Raw genomic sequence first — 21,504 nt, 5'->3', positions numbered from 1 at the left:
CTGTTATATGAATAAGTTTACAGGAACCTCATTCGTCTATAGTGGCGGGCTAGGGCTGATTGTAGGAGTCATCGCTGCATTATTTATGGGAATGGTGGAATTAGGAAATCAATTACTATGGCAAATTATTCCACGTGCATTAGGAGATCCGTTTATTTATCCCTTACTGATTTGTTCATTGGGTGGGATTGTCATTGGCTTTTTTATTGAGCACGTTGGAAAATACCCTAAAATGCTTCCAGAAACACTTGTTGAATCTCAGGAGACAGGAAGACTAGAATATAAAAATGGACAGTTGCTGTTCAATATTTTAGGTGCCATGCTTGTTTTACTGTTTGGTGCAAGTGTTAGTCCTGAAGCCTCGTTAATGATCATCGTTGGCGGCGTGATTACTTTTTTTTGTGATCATTTTAAAGTAAGTTTGCCGCAAAGAAAAGATTTGCTGGAATTTGCTTCAGGAACGGTATTAGGAGTTATATTTACTGCACCGTTGTTTGGTGTCGGTAGTGCCTTAGAAAAAGATGATTTGCAAAATTTGACTGAAAGTAAGTTAAAAAGATACGTATTATTCATTTTTGCTACGTTTACAGGCTTTATTGGGTACTTGATGACTTACAGTCTATTTCCAAATCAGGAACAGGTTTTCGCCATCCAACGAATGAGCACTAATTGGTCATGGCAAGGAATTCTATTAGTGATTCCGACCATTGCTTTAGGAGCCTTTTTCGGAAAGTTCTTCTTGTGGATGCAAAAACAAGCAGAGAATTTTAATCAGCGAATTAAACGGCCAATGCCATTAACTATTACTGCTGGGGTTCTTTTAGGGATTTTAGGCTTAGTATCACCATATTTCTTATTTTCAGGAGAACATAGTCTTTTGTCGTTCACTCGGCAAGCAGAAACCATGAGTGTATTCATTATACTATTGATTGCTTTTGGTAAAGTAGCTATCACTATGATTTGTTTAGCGTGTAATTGGCGCGGAGGAATCATTTTTCCGATGATTTTTTCAAGCATAGCTGCTGCTTTAGCTTTAGTTCAAGTATTTCCGTTTTCAAACGGCTTACTTGTAGCGATTTTTACAGCAAGTTCTTGTGCGGTCATTTTAAAGCGTCCATTTGCAACGGCTTGCCTTTTCTTATTCCTATTTCCGGTTCAACTATTTTTATGGACCTGGTTAGCTGGATATTTAGGTAATCTGTTGATTAAAAAGCTTCCTTTAGGTACATCAAGATTTAATTTACCGATACTTAATAAGAATACTGATGACAAACAAGATACTAAGGAAACAAAAGAACCGATGAAAAGTTCTTCATCAGATTTTTCACGTTCTCGTCACAGCCGACGTAAATAAAAGCTTTCTCAAAGATTTTTCTTTGAGAAAGCTTTTTTACATATAGGACAATAATTTACCAATCAGTAGATTTATTCATATTATTAAAGTGATTTGGGAAAGGATACTCATTTTCTCAGAGTTTCACATGAAACACTGAGAAAATTTTTAGTAAAGTATGAAACCAATGACGCCAGCTAAAATTAGTAAAGAAATAGGACTTATTTTCTTTTTCCTCAGTAAAATGAAGAAAACTAGAAATAAGGCGACCGCAATAAAATTAACATGATCTACTTCAAACCAGTTTAGGGTACCGCTAAAGGCTAAAGTAATCATGGATAAACTTGCTGCTGCAATCAAACCAACAGTGGCGGATTTTAAACCAGAGAAAGCTAATTGTAGCGTGGTATTTTCTTTATTCTTAGTAAAAAGACGTTCTAAAAAAAGAGCAATTAAACACCCGGAAATTACACAGGCTACGGTTGCTAAAATAGCTCCCACCGGACCTGCTACTCGCAATCCCACAAATGTTGCACTATTGACTGCCAAAGGCCCTGGCGTCATTTGAGAGATGGTGACAATATCACTAAATTCCTGTAATGAAAGCCATTGCTGTTCTTGAACAATTTCTGCTTGAATTAATGGTAAAGTCGCGTAGCCACCACCGATACTCAATAATCCAATTTGGAAAAAGCTGATAAATATTTCTAAATATAATTTCATTTCTTGCCTCCTTTAGCCTGGATAAACAAAATCAGTACGGTTCCGACTAAAATCCAAAGCGGATGGACATTGAAGAAGGCATTAGCTACGAAAGCAATAAAAGGTAAAATCATCAGTAAAAGCTTTTTTTCACGCCTTAAAGCCAAATACATATCAATTACCAAATCGACAATGATTGCCGCCACAGCAGCCTCCATTCCTCGTAGTACTGCTCTAATTACAGGATTGTTTTGAAAGGCGGTATAAGCCAATGAAATAATAGACAAAATAATAAATGATGGTAAAATCGCTGCAATACCACTGACAAAAGCACCTAGGTAGCCACGAGATTTTTTTCCTACGAGAACTGATAGGTTGACCGCGATTGCGCCTGGAGAAGATTGAGCAATAGTTGCTAAATCTAATAGCTCATCTTTGGTAATATCACCATGAGTGACAAAATATTTGTCCATCATAGGAATCGTTACATAACCACCTCCAAAGGTGAAGGCACTAATAAAAAAATTATAACCAAATAGTCGTAAATAAGATGAAGACAAAAAAAAACCCCCTTAAAGACAGTATACGAGACAAATACCCATAAGTGAAATACAATGTAATTATCAAAACGATAACTATTTACTTATAAGGAGAAAAATTATGAATATCCGCCAATTAGAATTATTTATGGTGGTTGCAGAAGTTGGAAATATGACCGAAGCTGCCGAACGTGCATTTATTTCCCAGCCGGCCGTCAGTCAAACTATTCAAGAGTTAGAAAAGGAAATCGGCGTTCGACTTTTTGATCGCCCTGGGCGAGCTATCCAATTGAATCCAGCTGGGAAATCTTTTTATCAGCGGGTCAAGCATTTCTTACAAGAATACCAAGAGCTGGAAGATTTTGCGGTTTATCTTGAAAAGCAAGCACCTATGAAATTAGGCGCTAACTTAACGATTGCTAATTTTTGGTTGCCGGATTTAATACCGGCTTTCATACAACAAGGACATCAGGTCACAATCCAAGCGGATACTGCTGAACGTATTTTGACAGCCTTGCGTAATCAAGATTTAGATTTGGCTTTGTTGGAGGGAAGTGTGCCTGAAAAGGATTTAATAGTTGAACCTTTTGATCAGTACGAATTAGTGGTAGTGGCTGGGTCGGATCACCCCTTAGCTAGGCAAAAGACGGTTTCTGTAGAAGAATTTTTACAATATCCACTTTTTTTACGAGAGCAAGGAAGTGCCATTAGGAAGACTTTGGATAGCTGGTTACTACTCCAGCAAAAACAAGCAGTACCCATGATGACTAGTATCAATTCACCAGCTTTGTTAGCAATGACGGCCACAGGAACGGGAATTACTTTTTTACCTAAAAAGTTGGTGGAACAATCGATTTATCATGATCAGGTTTGTTGTTTGTCTTTTGAGGGCCAGCGTTTGTATAATCAAATTCAATTAGTTTATCAACCAGAGCATCTATTCACTGAGACTATGCAGGCCTTTCGAACAACTATTTTTAATCAAGGAGGAAAAAGTGATGGATAATCTTACTCATGAGCTCTTATTGTGGATGATGCCAGTTTTTCAGGTTATTGTATTCTTATTGAATATGGTATCTATCTTTATTATTTTATGGGGAGCCTTTACTGCGTGTCTTGATTTCTTCAAAAATCTGTTCCAAAAGAAAGCTGATCAGGTAGGAATTGCTTTGGAGAATAATTTTATTAAAGCTTATTTAGGTAGTTATGTATTGTTAAGCTTAGAAGTACTTATCATTGCTGACATCATTGAGTCGATTATTAATCCGACATTTCAGGATATTATCAAACTAGCACTGATTGTCATCATCAGAACAGTTATTTCTTACTTTTTACATCGGGAGATTGATGAAAGTCCCATGCAAACAGAGACAAAAAAACGAATGCAGTCAAAATGAGGATTTACTTATTTTTAATGAAAACGGTTTGACCCTTGAAAGGTTGACTGCTACTCTAGAAATAGAAACAAGAAATTGTTTCAGTGAATAAAAGAAAAGAAGGTATGTAAAATGATGAATGAGATGAAGATTCGTGCGTATTTAGAAAAAGAAAAAGTTGATGCTTTCTTCATTGCTAAAAGAGTTAATGTTCGTTTTACCAGCGGTTGGACAGGAGATGATTCATTTATCTTATTAACTAAAGATGAACAATTCTTTTTAACTGATCCGCGTTACACGGAACAAGCCGACATCGAAGTGCCTGATTATGAAATTATTAACTGGCGGTTGCCAGGAAAAACAGTGGGAGACACAGTAGCACGCCTAGTTGAAGAAAAAAATATTAAAACAATTGCTTTTGAAGCTGATTATTTAACCTATGATATGTATACAGATTTTAATGAAAAAACACCTGCAGAATTTGTACAGGCTGGTGGTGTAATCGACAAAATGCGTGCAATCAAATCTCCTCAAGAAATTCAATATATGCGCAATGCCTGTGAAATTTCCTGCCGTGCCTTCACTCGTATTTTAGAAGATATCAAAGTAGGTGTAACTGAAAAAGAATTAGCGGCCAAGCTTTCTTTATACATGGTACAAGAAGGAGCAGATACACAGCCTTATGGTAATATTTTAATCTCGGGTGCTAATACTTCATTATTGCACGGTATTCCATCTAAAAAAGCCGTGGAATATGGCGACTTTGTCTTAATGGATTTTGGCTGTCAATACAATGGCTATATGTCTGACATGACTCGGACGGTGGTTGTTGGAAAAGCCTCGGATAAACAACGGGAAGTTTATGAATATGAAAGACAGAGCTTGGAAGCTGCTGAGACAGTGATGAAAAATGGAGTAGCGGTTCGCGATGTTTATCAAGCTTCCTTGAAACCTTTAGAAGGAACCGAATATCCTCAATATACCTATCGAAATATTGGTCACAGCATTGGTTTGTTTGTTCATGAATTGCCGTATATCGATGAACAATATGAAGATGTGTTAGAAACAGGAATGGTAATGACTATCGAACCGGGTATCTACATTCCTGACTGGGGTGGTGTACGGATTGAGGATCAAGTATTAATAACAGATGACGGTTACGAAAATATGATTAGTATTTCTCATGATTTGATTGAACTATAAGAGGTAAATAGGCTATACTAGGTCAACGACAGCAGTTTGCTGTCGTTGTTTTTCTGTAAGGAATAAAGGGGGGGCTTGAAGTATGAATGAACGTGATCGTTTTGATTTTGTATATGATATTGGTGAAACCATGTTAAAAAATGGTGCAGAAATTGTTCGAATTGAGAGTACGATCCGCCATGTCGCTGATGCTCTGGAGCTGAAGGAGTTTGACAGCTTTGTCTTAATTAATGGAATTTTTATGACGGCTCGCCTAAAAGACCAAACAGTTCAGGCACGAGTGCGCGATATCCCAATATCGCCGATCAATTTAGGACGGATTGAAGAACTTAACACCCTGTCCCGTCGTATTGCTGAAAAGAAGTATACACCGGAAGAAGCGAAGGAACAATTGGCGATAATTAAGCAAGAGCATTTTGCTTCTGCTGGATTAAAATTTTTTGCTTATGCCTTTGGTAGTGCCAGCTTTTGTTACATTTTTGGTGGTACTTTTTGGGATGCTGCTGGAGCATTTGTACTTGGATTTTTGTTGGCATTTTATAGTTTCTTTTTGGCACCTAAATTTAATATGTCACAAATAATTTGGAATATTACTTGCAGTATTTGGGTTAGTACTTTAGCCTGTATTTTTGTACATTTTTTTCCAGTCTTACAGCTAACTAGTCTAGTAACTGGCGGAATTATTTCTTTGCTGCCAGGAGTAGCTGTAGTAAATGGGATACGCTACTTATTTAACGAGGACTATAGCTCTGGATGGGGTCAAATGATCTATGCATTAATTACAGCATTATGTGTATCTGTTGGTGTCGGATTGGTTTTAACCGTATTTAACTGGTTATAGGAGAAGATAAAGATGGTGAGTATGATATTACAGGTAGTGGCGGGTTTTTTAGGTACTATTTCCTTTGCTATACTATTTGAGGCCCCAAAGAAATATTATTTGCTTTGCGGAATTATTGGTGCACTAGGTTGGTTTATTTATTTGTTAATAATGCAATTTTGGACAGCTCCTATTGCAGCAACTTTTATTGCTTCATTGGCATTAATCGTTTTATCAAGAGAAGCTTCATTTGCTTTACGAGCACCAGTTACAATTTTTTTGATCTGTGGAATTTTTTGTTTAGTTCCAGGAATGGGTGTGTACAATTTTACGTATAACTTTTTTATCGGGGATTCAATTAAAGCGGCACAGATAGGTGTTCAGGTACTAAAAATTGCTATTGCTATCTCTATCGGAATTACAGTAGGATATGAACTGTCTCCTAAATGTTTTTTTTCCTATCGTCGTCGTCAAAAGGCTAATAATAAAATATGATTATTCGAAATACAACTGAAAATAATTCAAGATAGAGCAGGCTGTGTTCTATCTTCTTTTTTTATTAAAAAACGGTGATTAGTATAGGTGTATAGACATTTGTTCATTTCTGTGAAAATTAGAAATAGGTTTCTCGTTTTTTTTTCATTACAGGTAAAAAATACAGGAGTGAATGTTTTTTAAAGCAACATAAGATTGCAATTAGAATAAAAATGTTATATAAAGATTTTTCTAATCTTATTATAATATAATCCGTTGGTTCTTTCTTAGCAAAAATAGCTTTAGAGGATTACGAAATATTTCCCGGTTTTTACGCTCCTTTTTATGAGATAGCTAAAAAAAGAAGAGGTTTTTAGAGGATTATGAAAAGAATTGTTTAAATTGACAAAAATTTGTAGTAAACTTACGTAAGTGAGAAAAATAGAAAAAAACAATTTTCTATTTGAAAAGACTTGAAATTTTTCTCTTTTTATGGTTATTTTAAAACTGTTATAGGTGAATAGTTGAGCAATTGTACTTTTGATTTTACTAAGATCGCCGGTTTCTAACAGGTTCTTATTTACGTTCAAATAATAATTTTAAACAGTATTCAACTGTTTTAAATAGCCTTAAAGGCCAAATAATCCAATAAAAGGAGTGAACTATTTTGAAAGAACGTCGTGTGGAAAGAGTAATAGAAAAAATGAAGGAACAAGGGTATGGGCAATTATTAGTTTCGGATCCAGCAACCATTTTCTATCTAACGGGTCGTTGGATTCATCCCGGTGAAAGGTTATTAGTATTAGTCATTACTCCAGAAAACAAAAATACACTGATTATCAACAAATTATTTCCGATTGAAGAAGACTTAGGGGTAGAAAAAGTATTTATTGATGATACTGATGATGCGGTGAAAAAAGTTTTAGAGTATATAAATACTGATGAAAAAATTGGTGTTGACAAAAACTGGCCGGCGCACTTTTTATTGCGCTTGTTAGAACTCGTTCCGGATGCAAAATTAAGTAATGGTTCTCAAGTAACGGATGCCGTTCGTGCAATCAAGGATGAAGAAGAAAAGCAATTAATGCGTGATGCACAAGCAGATAATGAAGTTGCAGTTGATCGTCTGAAAAAACTATTACCTGAGGAGTTAACAGAAGCTGAAATGGCTGACAAATTAGGTGAGATTTATAAAGAGTTAGGCAACAGCGGGTTCTCATTTGATCCAATCGTGGGTTATGGAGCTAATGCAGCAGACCCCCATCATGAAACAGATGATTCTAAAGTGAAGCCGGGCGATAGTGTAATTCTGGACATCGGTGGAATCAAAAATTCTTATGCTTCTGACTTAACTCGTACGTTTTTCTATAAAAAAGTATCTGAAAAAGGTCGTGAAGTTTACGAAATCGTCAAGGAAGCTAACCAACGTGCAATTGACATGGTAAAACCAGGCGTAAAGTTATCAGCTATTGATGCAGCGGCTCGTGATTACATCACAGAAAAGGGCTACGGTGAATATTTTACTCATCGACTAGGACACTTTATCGGAATTGAATGTCACGAAGCAGGAGATGTTTCAGGAGCTAATGATAATGTAGCTGAAGTAGGAAATATCTTCTCGATCGAACCAGGAATTTATATTCCTGGAGAAGTAGGAGTGCGCATCGAAGACTTAGTTATTGTTACAGAAGACGGTTGTGAAAACTTGAACCACTATTCAAAAGAGCTTGAAATTGTCGGTTAAATTGAAATAACCTTCTATCCGTAGTTATTGCGGGTAGAAGGCTTTCAAAAAATCGTTAACTATCAAAAAAACATCGGTAAATATCAGACTCATTGATTAATTAAGGAGGATGAAGATGAAAGTAGAAGAAGGCTATATGCCTTATTTAGATCACAAGACGTATTACCGTATAATTGGAGAAAAAAGTGGCGGTAAAAAACCGTTAATCTTGATGCACGGAGGACCAGGCTCAACTCATAATTATTTTGAAGTTCTTGACGAACTGGCTGTTGAGGGCCGTCAACTAATCATGTATGATCAGTTGGGATGCGGCAAGTCAGCGGTTCCTTCTGATCCATCCTTGTGGACCAAAGAAACATGGGTCAATGAGTTGATCGCTTTGAGAGAATATTTGAGTTTAGATGAAGTTCATCTGTTAGGTCAGTCATGGGGTGGGATGCTAGAAATTATCTATTTATGTGATTATGCACCTAAAGGAATCAAGAGTATGATTCTCTCTAGTACACTTTCTTCTGCTAGTCTTTGGGCACAAGAACAGCATCGCATGATCAAATTCATGACGGAAGAGGATCAGGCTGCGATTGCTAAAGCAGAAGCTGAGAACAAATACGATGATCCGGCTTATCTAGCTGCTAATGACCGCTTCATGATCCGTCATGCAGCCGCGGTACCGACTGAAGATTCTCCAGAACCGTTACGTCGGAAAAAAGTTCCTGGAACTGAAAGCTATGTTACTGCTTGGGGACCAAATGAATACATGCCAACGGGTACCTTACAGCCATATGAATATACGAATAAATTATCGTCAATAGATGTACCAACATTGATTACCAGTGGAACCAACGATTTGTCTACACCACTTGTTGCTAAGACAATGTACGACGTAATTCCTGGAGCACAATGGGAATTATTTGCGTACAGTCGCCACATGCCGTTTGTGGAAGAACGTGAAAAGTATATGAATTTGTTAGAATCGTGGCTTTCTGCACACGACTAAAAATATTTTAAGAAAGAAGGAACACCATGGAAACGACTCCGGTTAAAAAGAAAAAACCTTTTGGCTTTTATGTCTGCTCACTAGGCTTCTCTTTTGAACGCGCGGCCTTTTATACAGCAAAATACATGCTGGCTATTTGGATCGCAACAACTGCTGCTTCTGGCGGATTAGGAATGACTAGTGCACAGGGGGCAGCTATCTCTGCCTATTTCGTAGCAGCAACCTATATTACACCAATGTTTGGAGGTTGGTTGGCTGACTACTGGTTGAGTCCACGACTTTGTGTAGCAGTTGGAATGATTTTGATGGGTGCCGGTTACATGCTAGCTTGGCAAGCAAACTCTATGGGCATGGTGTGGGCAATGATCATTTTAGTTGCTATTGGGACAGGATTATTTAAAGGAAATCTTTCTGGTATAAACGGCCTATTGTTTAGTGATGAAAATGAATTGAATGAGGCTTTCTCTGTTCAGTACTCATTCGTCAATATTGGCTCGTTTTGTGGAACAACATTTCTAGTATTGTTAATCCCAGGTTTTGGATTTAACTTTGTCTTCATGATTTGCGGCCTTTTACTTTTAATCGATGCTGTATGGTTTATCTTTAACAGCCGTTCATTAGGTGAAGCAGGTAAGAAACCATTTAAAATTGATCAGCGTCAATTTGAGTCGGCTGGTAAAAATACTTCGGGTGAAGAAAATGCACCATTGACTTCTGGAGATAAAAAACGAATCTTTGCTATTATTTTAGTTACTTTGTTCTCAGTTGTATTTTGGATGGTCTGGTATATGGCGTATATGCCAGCGTACTACTACTTTGGTTATGGAGATGGAGCAGGCTTCTTAGGTCGTGCTAACTGGGTGGTCGGAAGCTTCCAAGTACCAACATCATATTTTGATTCTATGAATGCTCTAACTTGTATCATCTTAGGTCCAATTTTAGGTAAATTATGGACAAAGCTAGCTGCTCGCCCACAAGGTGATATGAGTATGTTTAAGAAAACAGCGTTAGGAATGATTTTAGTAGGTGTATCTTACGTGGCAATGGTAGTTGCGGATATGGTGGGACAAGGTCATGCATCTATCATGTGGTTAGTATTAGTCAGCCTTTTAATGTCAGTTGGAGAGATGATTTTCTCACCACTAGGAAATTCATTTATTGCCAAGTTAGCTCCGGCAAAATTGATGGGGTTATTGCTTGGTGTTTGGCCGGTTGCAGTATTTATCGCCCAATTAATTTATCCAAAAATTTATGCTTTCTTAGAAACCGATGTTCCAGCGGAATTCCAAAGAGGCTATGGTATTTTAGCCGCAATTGTTATCGTCTTAGGTTTGATTCTATGGTTTGGAAGTAAAAATCTGGATAAATTGGAAACAGCAGAATAATGGTTTGAAAAATAGATCTCATTTTGAGGTCTATTTTTTTTTGGAAAATGTGAAGAGTAACTTGTGTATAGAGTCACATATAAATTACATCGATAGATTTACTAATATCTGATAATAAATATCTATTGAAAGCGAAAATAGTAACGCTTTCACGAAATGCTAAATAACGCATATGATATATTTGTAATCATTATAAATAACTGGATTAAAATATGGTGTGACGGAAATTAGAAAGAGATATGATGAACGTATATTCTTCTTTTGAAGCTATTTGTTAAAGTTTTCAAGATTTTTTCTATCGTTTTTGCTTTTCGAAAAAAATAATTAAAAATAGAAGTAACTTAGAAGATAAAATTGATACGAAGATGAGATAAATAGTAGAAATCGTCTTTATTAAAAACCGTCATTGTGATATGATTTATTTGAACTAAGGGCGGCTGATTTGCTCAAGTTCGAACAAGTAAAAAACGGAGGAGGTGAAATAAATTGACACAAATTCTTATACCATTGAAACAACATGTTGGTGCTCCTTGTAAAGGGATTGTCAAAGCCGGTGAGATGGTTAAACGAGGCCAGTTGGTTGCGGAGCCAAATGGTCTTGGGGCTAATATTCATAGTAGTTTTTCGGGAAAAGTTGTAGATGTTAGCGAAGAAAGCGTTGTCCTAATGATTGATGAAGAACAAGACTTTTCCAGCTATTTACCGATCCCTGAAACAGACACGATGATTAAGGCTGTAGAAGAAGCCGGTGTGGTTGGAGCTGGTGGAGCTGGTTTTCCAACATTTCTAAAATTGTCCTGTGAAATTTCAAAGGGAACATTCATTGCTAATGGTGCGGAATGCGAAGCGTTGCTAGTTCATAATGTCAAACAAATGAATGAGCATATTGATCAATTAATTCGTGGCATGAAGTATTGTATGGAGATGGTTAAAGCACCTAAAGGTGTCATCGCTGTGAAAGGTAAGCATCGCCAATTAGTAACGCGGTTAATCAAAGCTGTAGATACAGAAACTGCTATTGATGTTCATCAGCTACCGGATATTTATCCAGCAGGGGATGAACGGATGATTGTTCGTGAAGTCATGGATATTGTTCTAGAACCTGGTCAACTTCCGACTGAAGTCGGTGCGGTCATTGACAATGTTGAAACCATCAAACGTATTGCAGAAGCCATTGAAGACCGCAAACCATTCATTGACAAAGATGTCACTGTTTCTGGACGTGTAAAACAAAAAGAAACGGTCTTTGTAGATGTGCCAATCGGAACACCCGTCAAGACTTTGATTAATAATGTGGGCGGCTATGTAGAACCTCATGGTGAAATCGTCATCGGTGGACCGATGACTGGACGCAGCGGGGAAGAAACCACGCCAATTACAAAAACAAGTGGGGGCGTGCTCGTAGCTATGCCGTTTCCACAGGAACACCGCAAAGTCGGTTTGCTGATTTGCGAATGCGGAGGGTCCGCAGAACGAATGACCGAAATCGTGAATAACATGGGTGCCGAAGTTGTCGCTGCAGAGCGCTGCAAGCGAATGGTAGAAGTGAACGGAAGATATAGGTGTGCCTTACCAGGTATATGTCCAGGTCAAGCGAAGACGGTAATGTCCTTGAAGAAACAAGGCGCCGAGGTAGTAATGACTGGATCCTGTTCTGATTGAACGAACACCGTCATGGGTGTAGCTCCTAGGTTAGGAGTTCCGGTTTATCATCATACAGATCATGTACTGCGAGCGGATGGGCACAGGTTATATCGTAAATTACCGACAAATTAAGAAAAATATTAGGAGGAATTAACGAATGTCCATCACAGCAGAAACTGCGAAAGAACATGCAAAAGATCCTGCAGTATTATGTTGCCGTGCAGAAGCAGGCAAAGTAATCGCACCAGATGATTTAGAAGATCCAGCAATCTTTGAAGATTTAGAGGATTCAGGCTTGCTGGAAATTCCTGAAAATGCGTTAACAATCGAACAAGTACTTGGCACAACTTTAAAGGAAACCACAGATGCTTTGATTCCTTTAACAAGAGAAATTCTTGATGGTGTGAAGGAAGTGGAAGAAGCTGCTGCAGAACCAGAAGTGGCAGAAGAACCAATGGCTCCAGCAGCACCCGTTCACCCAGCACCGCCTGTATCACCAGCAGCACCTTTTACAGGAGGTACCATCAAAATTCATATTGCTGAAGGAAAAGGCATTGACTTAGAAGTCCCTATGTCTGTTGCTGGATCAATGGGCGTTGCAGCACCAGCTGCACCAATGCCAGTTGCTCCAGAACAAGCAGCCGCTCCTGCACCGCAGGCACCAGCTGCGGAGGTAGAAGAAAAAGTAATTCGCTCAGTTCGTCGTGATTATTTAAAGATTAACAAAGTAGAATTTGGCGAAGAGACTAAAATTGAAGGAACAACTTTAATTTTACGTAAAATGGAAGAGATGTGTGCGGAAGCAGTTGAGCTAGAAGAGCTAGTGGAAAGCATGACCTTCGAAATTATTACACCCGATCGTTACAACGAATACAGTGAAACCATTATGGATGTTCAACCGATTGCGGCCAAAGCAGAAGGCGATATTGGCCATGGCGTTACTCGTGTTTTGGATGGCATCGTACTAGTGGTAACTGGAACAGACGCCAACGGCGTACAAATCGGTGAATTTGGTTCATCCGAAGGTGAATTGGATCGCAATATTATGTGGGGACGTCCTGGTGCCCCAGAAAAAGGCGAAATCTTCATCAAAACACAAGTAACGATTAAAGAGGGCGCCAATATGGAACGTCCTGGACCTTTGGCAGCTCATAAAGCTTCTGATCATATTACACAAGAAATTCGTGAAGCCATTAAAGTTGCTGATGAAGCTTTAGTCGCAGAAACAGACGAAATCGTGCAAAAACGTCGCTTTGGCAACAAACGTGTCTTGATCGTGAAAGAAATCATGGGACAAGGTGCGATGCACGATAACTTGATTATGCCTGTTGAACCAGTTGGCACCCTTGGCGCGAAGCCAAACGTTGACTTGGGGAACTTGCCAATCATGTTAGCTCCAACTGAAGTATTAGATGGTGGAATCCATGCATTAACCTGTATTGGACCAGCATCAAAAGAAACCTCTCGTCATTACTGGAGAGAACCATTGGTAATGGAAGCAATGGAAGATCCAGAAATTGACTTGGTTGGTGTGATGTTTGTCGGTTCACCTCAGGCAAACACGGAAAAATACTATGTATCAAAACGTCTAGGTATGACGATTGAAGCGATGGATATCGACGGAGCGATTGTTACAACCGAAGGCTTCGGAAATAACCACATCGACTTCGCTTCTCATATCGAAGAGATCGGTAAACGCGGCGTGAAAGTAGTCGGTGATTCTTATTCAGCTGTTCAAGGTGCATTGGTTGTCGGCAACTCAGAAATGGGCGCTATGGTGGATAATAACAAGTCCAAACAAGGAATCGAAAACGAAATCTTATCTAATAACACCTTGTGTAAAGAAGATGCGATTCGTGACTTGGCCATGTTGAAAACATTAATGGGTGGCGGCGAAATCAAAACAGCGGAACGCAAGTGGAACCCAAATGTGAAATTGAACAACATCGAAATCATTGAAAAAGCGACAGGGAAGAAAATTGACCTTGCAGACAATGAACAAGTGTTGCCGAAGAGTAAAAAACGTCAAGAGATTTACGAAAAAGACTAGATTTGGGTGACGAATAACTATGGATAGACTCAAATATATTTCAACAGAGCAAATGTTTGAGGGAATCATTGTCGAGCTTCACGATGCCAGTGTAACCATCGACATTAAAGGACGTTTAGGTCAATTGAAAATTCCCAGACGCATGATCATCTCTGAATATGATTTAGCGATTGGTCAGGAAGTCGGCTTTTTAATGACTTATCCAGAAGTTTTGGAAGAGGAACCCAACGATCATTATGTCCATGCCATCAAAGAGCATGAACGTCGACGCTTGGAAACTCAGAAGAAGCAAGCACAGACACCAGGAGAGGAGAATTAACACATGGGCTTAACAGTCTTTGAAGGGTTGCAGTCAGAAATTTTCGTGCCAATTACGCCGAAATCTGTCTTCACACCTGTCACAAAAGAGCTTAAAGAAATGCGTGTTGCATTAGCTACGGCAGCAGGCGTTCATTTAAAGAGTGATAAACGATTCAATTTAGCAGGAGATACCACATACCGCGAAGTACCAGACGGCACACCAAGCGACGAATTGATGGTCTCTCACGGCGGGTACGACAACGCCGATGTAAACCGCGACGTGAACGCAATGTTCCCGATCGACCGGTTGCATGAATTAGTCAAAGAAGGCTTTATCAAAGAAGCAGCACCAGTACATTACGCATTTATGGGCGGCGGAGGAGACCAAGAAGCATTTCACGATGTCACTGGTCCTGAGATCGCACAAAAATTAGTGGACGAAGAAGTCGACGCTGTCGTAATGACCGCTGGCTGAGGAACCTGTCATAGAACTGCCGTGATCGTGCAGAGAGCTATTGAGGAAGCGGGAATTCCTACTATTTTAATTGCAGCATTACCACCAGTAGTACGTCAAAATGGATCACCACGTGCAGTTGCACCGATGGTACCCATGGGCGCCAATGCTGGAGAACCACATAATATTGAAATGCAGACAGGTATCTTAAAAGATACGTTAACTAACTTAGTAACCATCGAGACACCAGGTAAGATCGTTCCATTACCTTACGAATACATTGCGCATGTATAGAATATAGGTGACTTTATGCGAGGCGAAACACTAAAAATCAAAGTTTTCCATATGGCGGAGGTAACCCTTGGTGACCAATTTCATATGACACATGATCGTCTACAGATCAAAAAACACTTTGACAGTGCGTGCCCCGATATTCAGAAACTAACCATTCACGTTCTCCAACCTGATCAATTAGATATTGAAACCAATACCATCATGGATATTATACCAATATCCACGAAGGTATTGGGAACGTTGGGGACAGGAATCACGTACACTTTAACAGGCGTCACTGTTGTTATGACTGGGACAATTGAAGAAGGCGAACAGATGCATGAATTTGGCTCATCTGAAGGTTTGTTACGTGAAAACTTGATGCTGAATCGAGCAGGAACACCAAAAGAAACTGATTTCATTATTTGGATTGACTTAATTGCGAAAAAAGGAACGCCTTTTAACCGTGAGCTAAGTTTAAAAATGTTTGAAATTGTAGATCACTATATTCAAGAAATCAGAGAACGGATGAAAATGTTGGAAGGTAAGCTGGCCGTTGAAACCCATACTTATGAAGAAAAAAGTAATCCTGGAAAACCCAAAGTAGCTTTAGTTAAGCAAGTAGCAGGTCAAGGTGCAATGTATGACATGTTGCTGTTTCCAGAAGAGCCAAGTGGTTTTAGAGGCGGCGTTTCAATTATCGATACGAATAATATGCCAGTATACCTTACTGCAAACGAATATCGTGATGGTGTCATACGCTCAATGGTATAGTTTGAATTCGGATAGGAGGGAATGTTTTATGGGGATTGGCCCATCAACAAAAGAAACCTCACTGCATCATTTTCAAGATCCGTTAGTAGATCTTTTGTCGAATGACCCTGACATAGATTTTCAAGGCATTGTGGTAGTGGGAACACCGCAAAGCAACAAAATGAAACATTTAGTTGGCCGTAGAGCAGCTGCTTGGCTTGAAGGGATGCGCACCAATGGTGTAATTGCTTCAACCGATGGATGGGGTAACTCAGATGTTGATTTTGCGAACATGTTGGAAGAGATTGGACAAAGAGATATCAGCGTGATTGGTCTTAAGTTCATTGGATCACAAGCTAAGTTTGTGGTCGAAAACAAGTATACTGACTTTGTTTTAGATTTTAATAAATCTGAAAAGGGTATTGAAACAGAGATAGTTGGGGAAAATACGATCAATCATCGAGATGCAGTTAAGGCATTAGCTTCAATCAAATTGAAAATGCGTAAAGACGATCAAAAAATTAGATAGCATACTTTTACTTAATATTGATTTAAGGCTGATTTGAGTATGAAAGTAGCTATATCTATAAACCTGGAGGGAAAAAACATGAAAGTATCAAAAATGATCTCAGCAATCGATACACACACAGCGGGAGAAGCAGCACGTTTAATCATTGGTGGAATTCCAAAATTTCCTGGTAAAACAATGGCTGAAAAAAGAGAATATTTAGAAACACAACAAGACGTATTACGTCAAATGCTTATGCTAGAACCGCGTGGGCACCGTGATATGTTTGGTGCTTTTATTACGGAACCTGTCCACGAAGAAGCTGATTACGGAATTATCTTCATGGATTCGGGTGGCTATCTGAATATGTGCGGACATAACACAATTGCTGCTATGACTACCGCAGTTGAACAAGGTTGGGTAGAAGTTAAAGAAGGCGATTGTGAAGTCAAAGTTGTTCAAGATACACCTGCCGGAATTGTTCGCGGAACAGTACACTTAGATGAAGATTTCTCAGCGGAATCTGTATCATTTGAGAACGTGGAATCATTCTTATACAAAGAAGCAGTCAAAGTCAATGTTCCGGAAATTGGCGAAGTCACTATGGATATTTCTTTTGGAGGAAGCTTCTTTGCAATTTTACCTGCGGCTTCTGTCGGATTAGAGATTAAACCAGAAAATGCTTCTAAATTTAACGATTTAGGTATGATCATTCGAGATGCAGTGAATGATCAAATTGAAATTCAGCATCCTACTTTAGAACACATTAAGACAGTTGACTTAGTTGAGTTTTATGGACCTGCTACTAGCCCAGATGCGACTTATCAAAATGTGGTTGTGTTTGGAGACGGACAAGTGGATCGCTCTCCTTGTGGAACAGGAACTAGTGCGAAGCTTGCCACTTTGTATGGTAAAGGCGAAATGAAGGTTGGGGATACTTTTGTTTACGAAAGTATTTTATGCACGAAATTCAAAGGTGAAATTGTTAAGGAAGCTGAAGTGGGTGGATATAAAGGTATCATTCCTCGTGTCTCTGGGTCAGCGTATGTTACTGGATACAATACATTTTTAGTTGATCCAAAAGATTCTTTAAAAGATGGGTTCCTTTTAGGGTAGAGATGAAGGAGGGGTAAGTGATATGGTAACAGTTATTTTAGCGATTTATGTTGGGTTGATTTTGTTACATGCCGTAAATATGGGGCGCGATTGCGTTAAGCATAAAGATGATTTAGGACATGGGAATTGGATTGTTTCAGGAATCATCGGTTTTATTACAGACTTTTTAGACACACTAGGAATCGGAAGTTTTGCTCCAACTACGATGCTTTTAGATTTTACCAAGCAATTAAGTCATGACCGCTTGCTACCAGGAACTTTGAATGTAGGACATGGGATTCCCGTATTGGTAGAAGCATTTATCTTTACGACTGTAGTAGATGTATCTCCGGTTACATTATTTGCCTTAGTTGGTTCTGCAACTATAGGTGCGTTTATCGGTTCAAGATTCGTAACAGGTTTGCCAGAAAAGAAAGTCCAACTTTGGATGGGTTGGGCGTTGATTGTTACAGCTGTTTTGATGTTTGCACGTCAACAAGGCTGGATTGATATCTTGGGTGCGGATAATACAGCTACTGCATTGACTGGGATCAAATTGATTATTGGTGTTGTAATCAACTTTTTCTTAGGAGCATTGATGACGATTGGTGTCGGTTTGTATGCACCATGTATGGCGATGGTTTATATGTTAGGCCTAAGCCCACTAGTTGCTTTCCCAGTAATGATGGGTTCATGTGCAGGCTTGATGCCGATAGCAAGTTTAAACTTTGTAAAAACCGGCGATTATGCTCGTAAAGTAAGTTTAGCAATTACAGCAGGTGGGATCATCGGAGTAATCATTGCAGCAAAATTTGTTACTGGTTTAGACTTGAATGTTTTAACGTATATCATTATTGTAGTTATCATCTATACTGGTATTACTTACATTCGTAAGAGTATGAAACCAGCTGCAGCATAATAAGATATTACTAAAACTACTTTGTCCTTCCTTAGAGAAGGACGAGTAGTTTTTGATGTTTTAATACAAATAACAGGAGGAAAAAAATGGTACAGATTGTTTTGGTCACTTTAGGATTATTTGCACTGCTGCACATTGTTGTTTTTGGGAGAGATTTAATTAAACACAAAACCAATCTTGGAGGCGGTAGTTGGCCTATCTCAATCGGGATTGGATTTGTAACAGATTTTTTAGATACGCTGGGTATCGGAAGTTTTGCACCTACGGCTATGTTGTTAGACGCAACTAAGCAATTAGACAGCGATAAGCAGTTGCCAGGAACGTTGAATGTTGGACATGCACTTTCTTGTTTATTGGAAGGCCTTATTTTTATAACAGTAGTGGACGTGGATCCTTTGACGTTGTTTTCTTTGATCGCAGCTTCGATTGTTGGATCATGGCTGGGCTCAAAGACAGTAACAAAATTACCAGAAAAAACTGTCCAGTTTTGGATGGGGTGGGCTTTAATTGTTACAGCTGTTCTGATGGCATTACGTCAAGCTGGGATGATCAATTTGTTAGGGGAAGGGAATACAGCTACCGGCCTGTCAGGTGGACTTTTAATTATTGGAATTATCGGCAATGCCATATTTGGAGCATTGATGACCATTGGTGTCGGACTTTATGCGCCATGTATGGCAATGGTCTATATGTTAGGCTTGAGTCCGTTGGTTGCTTTCCCAATTATGTCAGGTTCTTGTGGGGCCTTGATGCCGGTTGCTAGTGTGAACTTTATTAGAGAGGGAGAATACTCCCGTCGAGTAAGCTTGGGTATTGCAATGGGAGGAATCGTTGGAGTAATTATCGCTGCGAAATTTGTTACAGGGCTAGATTTAACAATTTTGGTTTGGATCATCATCTTCGTAGTAATCTATACTGGAATTACTTATATTCGTAAAAGTCGTAAGTCAGCACCAATTTAATTTTTTAATATTAAAAACTCCAATCTACTTGCGGTTGTGCCCGTAAGGATTGGAGTTTTTATGGGTTAAAAAAAATAGTATTTAATGCTCATAATCAAAATCAAGACAATCATGCTAGGTAAAAAGTTAGAGGTTCGAATGGTTGTCAGCTTTAGCATATTTAGTCCAATACCTAGAATAATAATACCACCAACGGCACTAATTTCATTCATCAGAGGATCTAATAGCTGATTTGGCAAACCTTCAGCAATCAAATAAGCCAATAAAGTTAGTGCTCCTTGATAAATAAGAACAGCAAATGCAGAGAAAAAGACTCCAATACCTAACGAGGCGGTCAAGACAATCGAGATAAAACCATCCATAATGGCTTTCATAAAAAGGGTATGATTACTTCCAGTAATACCACTTTCGATTGCGCCAATGATACCCATTGAGCCAACGACGTAAACTAGGCTGGCGGTCACAAAACCTTCAGCGAAATTACCGTTACCATTAGCAAAACGTTTTTGAAGTAAGAGACCAAATTGATTCATGCGGTCTTCAATTTTAAAAAATTCTCCAAGCATACCGCCTAGGCAAATACAAATGATAACTAAAATAAACGAAGCAGTCTGAGTAGCCATTTGGATTGAAATGGCTATGACAGCAAGACTTAGACCATGTGTCATGGTTTCTTTCGTTTGTTCAGTAATATTTCTTAAAAAGGCTCCTAAAATACTGCCTAACATAACGGACAATGCGTTAACGATAGATCCTATAAACATAAGCAGTGCTCCTTAAATTATCTGATACTTCACTGTCATGGTAGCATGATTTACAGCCTTTTGAAACAAGTTTTTGGATATAAATTAAAGATTAATTATTCCTGATAAACTGCAAAGGAAACTTACATAGAGAATAACAAAATTACCTGTTATAATAGGAAACGTGGAGGATGATGCACAGATGGATACAATCGAAAAATTAATTGTTTGCGGTGGATGTAACGCTAAGATCGGTCCTGGGAATTTAGGAGAACTATTAGCTGATTTACCAAAATCTAGTGATGAAAACTTACTAGTAGGATTTGATTCAACAGATGATGCTGCAGTCATTAAGCTAAGAGACGATTTAGCGATTATTCAAACATTGGATTTTTTCCCAACTATGGTTACTGATCCTTATTTATTCGGAAAGATTGCTGCGGCTAATGCTTTGAGTGATGTTTACGCAATGGGGGGCGAAGTATTATCAGCACTAAATATCGTAGCTTTTCCTGAGGAGAAGGATTTAACGATTTTAAAAGAAATTTTACGAGGTGGAGCGGAGAAAGTACAAGAGGCTGGTGCCATTTTAGCCGGGGGTCACTCGATCCATGATCATTCAGTAAAATATGGGTTATCTGTAACTGGAACAATTGATCCTAATCATATTTATCAAAACAATACTTGTCAGATAGGGGACCATTTAGTACTGACAAAGCCACTTGGGGTAAGTATCATTACAGTAGGCTATAGTGCTAATGAAATTAGTCAAGAAGGTTTCAACAAGGCAACTGAAAGTATGCAGACTCTAAATAAATATGCGATGTCCATTATTCGTAATTATGAGATTACTAGTTGTACGGATGTCACAGGCTTTGGTTTGGCGGGACATTTACATGAAATGTTGAATAGTCATTTTTCTGCTGAAATTCAATCGGATCAGCTGCCCTATTTCCAAGAAGCCTATGAAGGTGCCAAAGAATTTATTTTGACTGCTGGCGGGCAGCGAAATCGCAACTATATGACGGAAAAAATAAAATTTGTAGTAGATGATTTTGCAATTGAAGAATTGTTATTTGACCCTCAAACTTCTGGCGGTTTATTAGTTAGTGTACCGGAAGAACAGGTGAAAGAGTTAGTTTCTGAACTGAACTCAGCGGGAATTCCAGCGCAAGATTTTGGGAGGGTAACAGAGCCAGCAGAAAAAGAAATTATTGTATATTAAGGAGA

General features: G+C 38.7%; 22 protein-coding genes. 19 read left to right on the top strand and 3 right to left on the bottom strand.

The window, feature by feature from the left end; genetic code table 11:
- Positions 1–7: 7 nt before the first annotated feature.
- Positions 8–1,354 carry a chloride channel protein gene (locus tag IGI49_RS21425; RefSeq protein ID WP_429965569.1) on the top strand — a complete coding sequence of 449 codons (1,347 nt, stop codon included), beginning with the start codon at positions 8–10 and terminating at the stop codon, positions 1,352–1,354.
- Positions 1,355–1,501: 147 nt separating this feature from the next.
- Here IGI49_RS21425 and IGI49_RS21420 read toward each other — a convergent pair whose 3' ends face one another.
- Together IGI49_RS21420 and IGI49_RS21415 are read right to left on the bottom strand one after the other, a co-directional pair.
- Complete coding sequence (locus tag IGI49_RS21420) at positions 1,502–2,056, bottom strand: chromate transporter (protein WP_429965570.1); 555 nt, start codon at positions 2,054–2,056, stop codon at positions 1,502–1,504.
- Positions 2,053–2,595 (bottom strand): chromate transporter, encoded by a 543-nt coding sequence (locus IGI49_RS21415; protein ID WP_429965571.1) that lies wholly within the window; start codon positions 2,593–2,595, stop codon positions 2,053–2,055. Before IGI49_RS21415 ends, IGI49_RS21420 begins: the two co-directional genes overlap by 4 nt.
- Positions 2,596–2,695: 100 nt before the next feature.
- Between IGI49_RS21415 and IGI49_RS21410 the strand changes: the two genes are divergently transcribed.
- From IGI49_RS21410 to IGI49_RS21330, 17 genes are all read left to right on the top strand, one after another.
- Entirely contained in the window at positions 2,696–3,580 is an 885-nt protein-coding gene (locus tag IGI49_RS21410; protein WP_429965572.1) for a LysR family transcriptional regulator, read from the top strand.
- Positions 3,573–3,971: a DUF1622 domain-containing protein gene (locus tag IGI49_RS21405; protein WP_429965573.1), complete on the top strand. Its 399-nt coding sequence runs from the start codon at positions 3,573–3,575 to the stop codon at positions 3,969–3,971. The genes IGI49_RS21410 and IGI49_RS21405 overlap by 8 nt, the downstream gene beginning before the upstream one ends.
- Before the next feature lie 111 nt (positions 3,972–4,082).
- Positions 4,083–5,153, top strand: coding sequence for a M24 family metallopeptidase (locus IGI49_RS21400; protein ID WP_429965574.1), 1,071 nt, complete (start codon positions 4,083–4,085; stop codon positions 5,151–5,153).
- An 82-nt stretch (positions 5,154–5,235) separates the two neighbouring features.
- Positions 5,236–5,994, top strand: coding sequence for a threonine/serine exporter family protein (locus IGI49_RS21395; RefSeq protein ID WP_207702899.1), 759 nt, complete (start codon positions 5,236–5,238; stop codon positions 5,992–5,994).
- Positions 5,995–6,006: 12 nt separating this feature from the next.
- Positions 6,007–6,468 (top strand): threonine/serine exporter family protein, encoded by a 462-nt coding sequence (locus tag IGI49_RS21390; RefSeq protein ID WP_429965575.1) that lies wholly within the window; start codon positions 6,007–6,009, stop codon positions 6,466–6,468.
- A 646-nt stretch (positions 6,469–7,114) separates the two neighbouring features.
- The gene (locus IGI49_RS21385; RefSeq protein WP_429965576.1) at positions 7,115–8,191 is read left to right on the top strand and encodes a M24 family metallopeptidase; all 1,077 of its coding nucleotides are present in this window, start codon (positions 7,115–7,117) and stop codon (positions 8,189–8,191) included.
- Positions 8,192–8,306: 115 nt separating this feature from the next.
- Positions 8,307–9,188, top strand: a complete 882-nt coding sequence (pepI, locus tag IGI49_RS21380) for a proline iminopeptidase (RefSeq protein WP_429965577.1) — start codon at positions 8,307–8,309, stop codon at positions 9,186–9,188.
- A gap of 26 nt (positions 9,189–9,214) precedes the next feature.
- The gene (locus IGI49_RS21375; RefSeq protein ID WP_207705464.1) at positions 9,215–10,573 is read left to right on the top strand and encodes a peptide MFS transporter; all 1,359 of its coding nucleotides are present in this window, start codon (positions 9,215–9,217) and stop codon (positions 10,571–10,573) included.
- 486 nt (positions 10,574–11,059) lie between these two features.
- Positions 11,060–12,349, top strand: a complete 1,290-nt coding sequence (gene prdC / locus IGI49_RS21370; RefSeq protein WP_429965578.1) for a proline reductase-associated electron transfer protein PrdC — start codon at positions 11,060–11,062, stop codon at positions 12,347–12,349.
- Positions 12,350–12,374: 25 nt separating this feature from the next.
- On the top strand, positions 12,375–14,267 hold the full coding sequence (prdA, locus tag IGI49_RS21365) for a D-proline reductase (dithiol) proprotein PrdA (RefSeq protein ID WP_429965580.1): 1,893 nt from the start codon (positions 12,375–12,377) through the stop codon (positions 14,265–14,267).
- Positions 14,268–14,286: 19 nt separating this feature from the next.
- Positions 14,287–14,586, top strand: a complete 300-nt coding sequence (locus tag IGI49_RS21360; RefSeq protein WP_429965581.1) for a CBO2463/CBO2479 domain-containing protein — start codon at positions 14,287–14,289, stop codon at positions 14,584–14,586.
- A gap of 3 nt (positions 14,587–14,589) precedes the next feature.
- Entirely contained in the window at positions 14,590–15,315 is a 726-nt protein-coding gene (prdB, locus tag IGI49_RS21355) for a D-proline reductase (dithiol) protein PrdB (RefSeq protein WP_278253196.1), read from the top strand.
- Positions 15,316–15,330: 15 nt separating this feature from the next.
- The gene (gene prdD / locus IGI49_RS21350; protein ID WP_429965582.1) at positions 15,331–16,068 is read left to right on the top strand and encodes a proline reductase cluster protein PrdD; all 738 of its coding nucleotides are present in this window, start codon (positions 15,331–15,333) and stop codon (positions 16,066–16,068) included.
- A gap of 28 nt (positions 16,069–16,096) precedes the next feature.
- A complete protein-coding gene (locus IGI49_RS21345) occupies positions 16,097–16,576 on the top strand; it encodes a glycine/sarcosine/betaine reductase component B subunit (RefSeq protein WP_207702715.1) in 480 nt (159 codons plus the stop codon).
- Positions 16,577–16,654: 78 nt separating this feature from the next.
- The gene (locus tag IGI49_RS21340; protein WP_429965583.1) at positions 16,655–17,671 is read left to right on the top strand and encodes a proline racemase family protein; all 1,017 of its coding nucleotides are present in this window, start codon (positions 16,655–16,657) and stop codon (positions 17,669–17,671) included.
- Positions 17,672–17,693: 22 nt separating this feature from the next.
- A complete protein-coding gene (locus tag IGI49_RS21335) occupies positions 17,694–18,569 on the top strand; it encodes a sulfite exporter TauE/SafE family protein (RefSeq protein ID WP_207702717.1) in 876 nt (291 codons plus the stop codon).
- Between the two features lie 86 nt (positions 18,570–18,655).
- Entirely contained in the window at positions 18,656–19,531 is an 876-nt protein-coding gene (locus IGI49_RS21330) for a sulfite exporter TauE/SafE family protein (protein ID WP_429965584.1), read from the top strand.
- 65 nt (positions 19,532–19,596) lie between these two features.
- On the opposite strand, the gene IGI49_RS21325 is transcribed toward IGI49_RS21330, so the two are convergent.
- The gene (locus IGI49_RS21325) at positions 19,597–20,295 is read right to left on the bottom strand and encodes a DUF554 domain-containing protein (protein ID WP_429965585.1); all 699 of its coding nucleotides are present in this window, start codon (positions 20,293–20,295) and stop codon (positions 19,597–19,599) included.
- Between the two features lie 181 nt (positions 20,296–20,476).
- Between IGI49_RS21325 and selD the strand changes: the two genes are divergently transcribed.
- On the top strand, positions 20,477–21,499 hold the full coding sequence (selD, locus tag IGI49_RS21320) for a selenide, water dikinase SelD (RefSeq protein WP_429965586.1): 1,023 nt from the start codon (positions 20,477–20,479) through the stop codon (positions 21,497–21,499).
- Positions 21,500–21,504: the final 5 nt, after the last annotated feature.

Origin of the sequence: Enterococcus sp. AZ071 (genome assembly GCF_050499065.1) — a bacterium.
In the GTDB taxonomy this organism is placed as follows: Bacteria; Bacillota; Bacilli; order Lactobacillales; family Enterococcaceae; genus Enterococcus_A; species Enterococcus_A ferrettii.
This window is presented reverse-complemented; position numbering and strand designations above follow the sequence as displayed.

Coding starts and splice junctions, on each gene's coding strand:
- IGI49_RS21420 (WP_429965570.1), bottom strand. CDS start 2,056: ATGAAATTATATTTAGAAATATTTATCAGCTTTTTCCAAATTGGATTA.
- prdA (WP_429965580.1), top strand. CDS start 12,375: ATGTCCATCACAGCAGAAACTGCGAAAGAACATGCAAAAGATCCTGCA.
- IGI49_RS21425 (WP_429965569.1), top strand. CDS start 8: ATGAATAAGTTTACAGGAACCTCATTCGTCTATAGTGGCGGGCTAGGG.
- IGI49_RS21405 (WP_429965573.1), top strand. CDS start 3,573: ATGGATAATCTTACTCATGAGCTCTTATTGTGGATGATGCCAGTTTTT.
- IGI49_RS21410 (WP_429965572.1), top strand. CDS start 2,696: ATGAATATCCGCCAATTAGAATTATTTATGGTGGTTGCAGAAGTTGGA.
- prdD (WP_429965582.1), top strand. CDS start 15,331: ATGCGAGGCGAAACACTAAAAATCAAAGTTTTCCATATGGCGGAGGTA.
- IGI49_RS21360 (WP_429965581.1), top strand. CDS start 14,287: ATGGATAGACTCAAATATATTTCAACAGAGCAAATGTTTGAGGGAATC.
- IGI49_RS21390 (WP_429965575.1), top strand. CDS start 6,007: ATGGTGAGTATGATATTACAGGTAGTGGCGGGTTTTTTAGGTACTATT.
- IGI49_RS21330 (WP_429965584.1), top strand. CDS start 18,656: ATGGTACAGATTGTTTTGGTCACTTTAGGATTATTTGCACTGCTGCAC.
- IGI49_RS21340 (WP_429965583.1), top strand. CDS start 16,655: ATGAAAGTATCAAAAATGATCTCAGCAATCGATACACACACAGCGGGA.
- IGI49_RS21395 (WP_207702899.1), top strand. CDS start 5,236: ATGAATGAACGTGATCGTTTTGATTTTGTATATGATATTGGTGAAACC.
- IGI49_RS21345 (WP_207702715.1), top strand. CDS start 16,097: ATGGGGATTGGCCCATCAACAAAAGAAACCTCACTGCATCATTTTCAA.
- IGI49_RS21335 (WP_207702717.1), top strand. CDS start 17,694: ATGGTAACAGTTATTTTAGCGATTTATGTTGGGTTGATTTTGTTACAT.
- pepI (WP_429965577.1), top strand. CDS start 8,307: ATGAAAGTAGAAGAAGGCTATATGCCTTATTTAGATCACAAGACGTAT.
- IGI49_RS21400 (WP_429965574.1), top strand. CDS start 4,083: ATGATGAATGAGATGAAGATTCGTGCGTATTTAGAAAAAGAAAAAGTT.
- selD (WP_429965586.1), top strand. CDS start 20,477: ATGGATACAATCGAAAAATTAATTGTTTGCGGTGGATGTAACGCTAAG.
- IGI49_RS21325 (WP_429965585.1), bottom strand. CDS start 20,295: ATGTTTATAGGATCTATCGTTAACGCATTGTCCGTTATGTTAGGCAGT.
- IGI49_RS21375 (WP_207705464.1), top strand. CDS start 9,215: ATGGAAACGACTCCGGTTAAAAAGAAAAAACCTTTTGGCTTTTATGTC.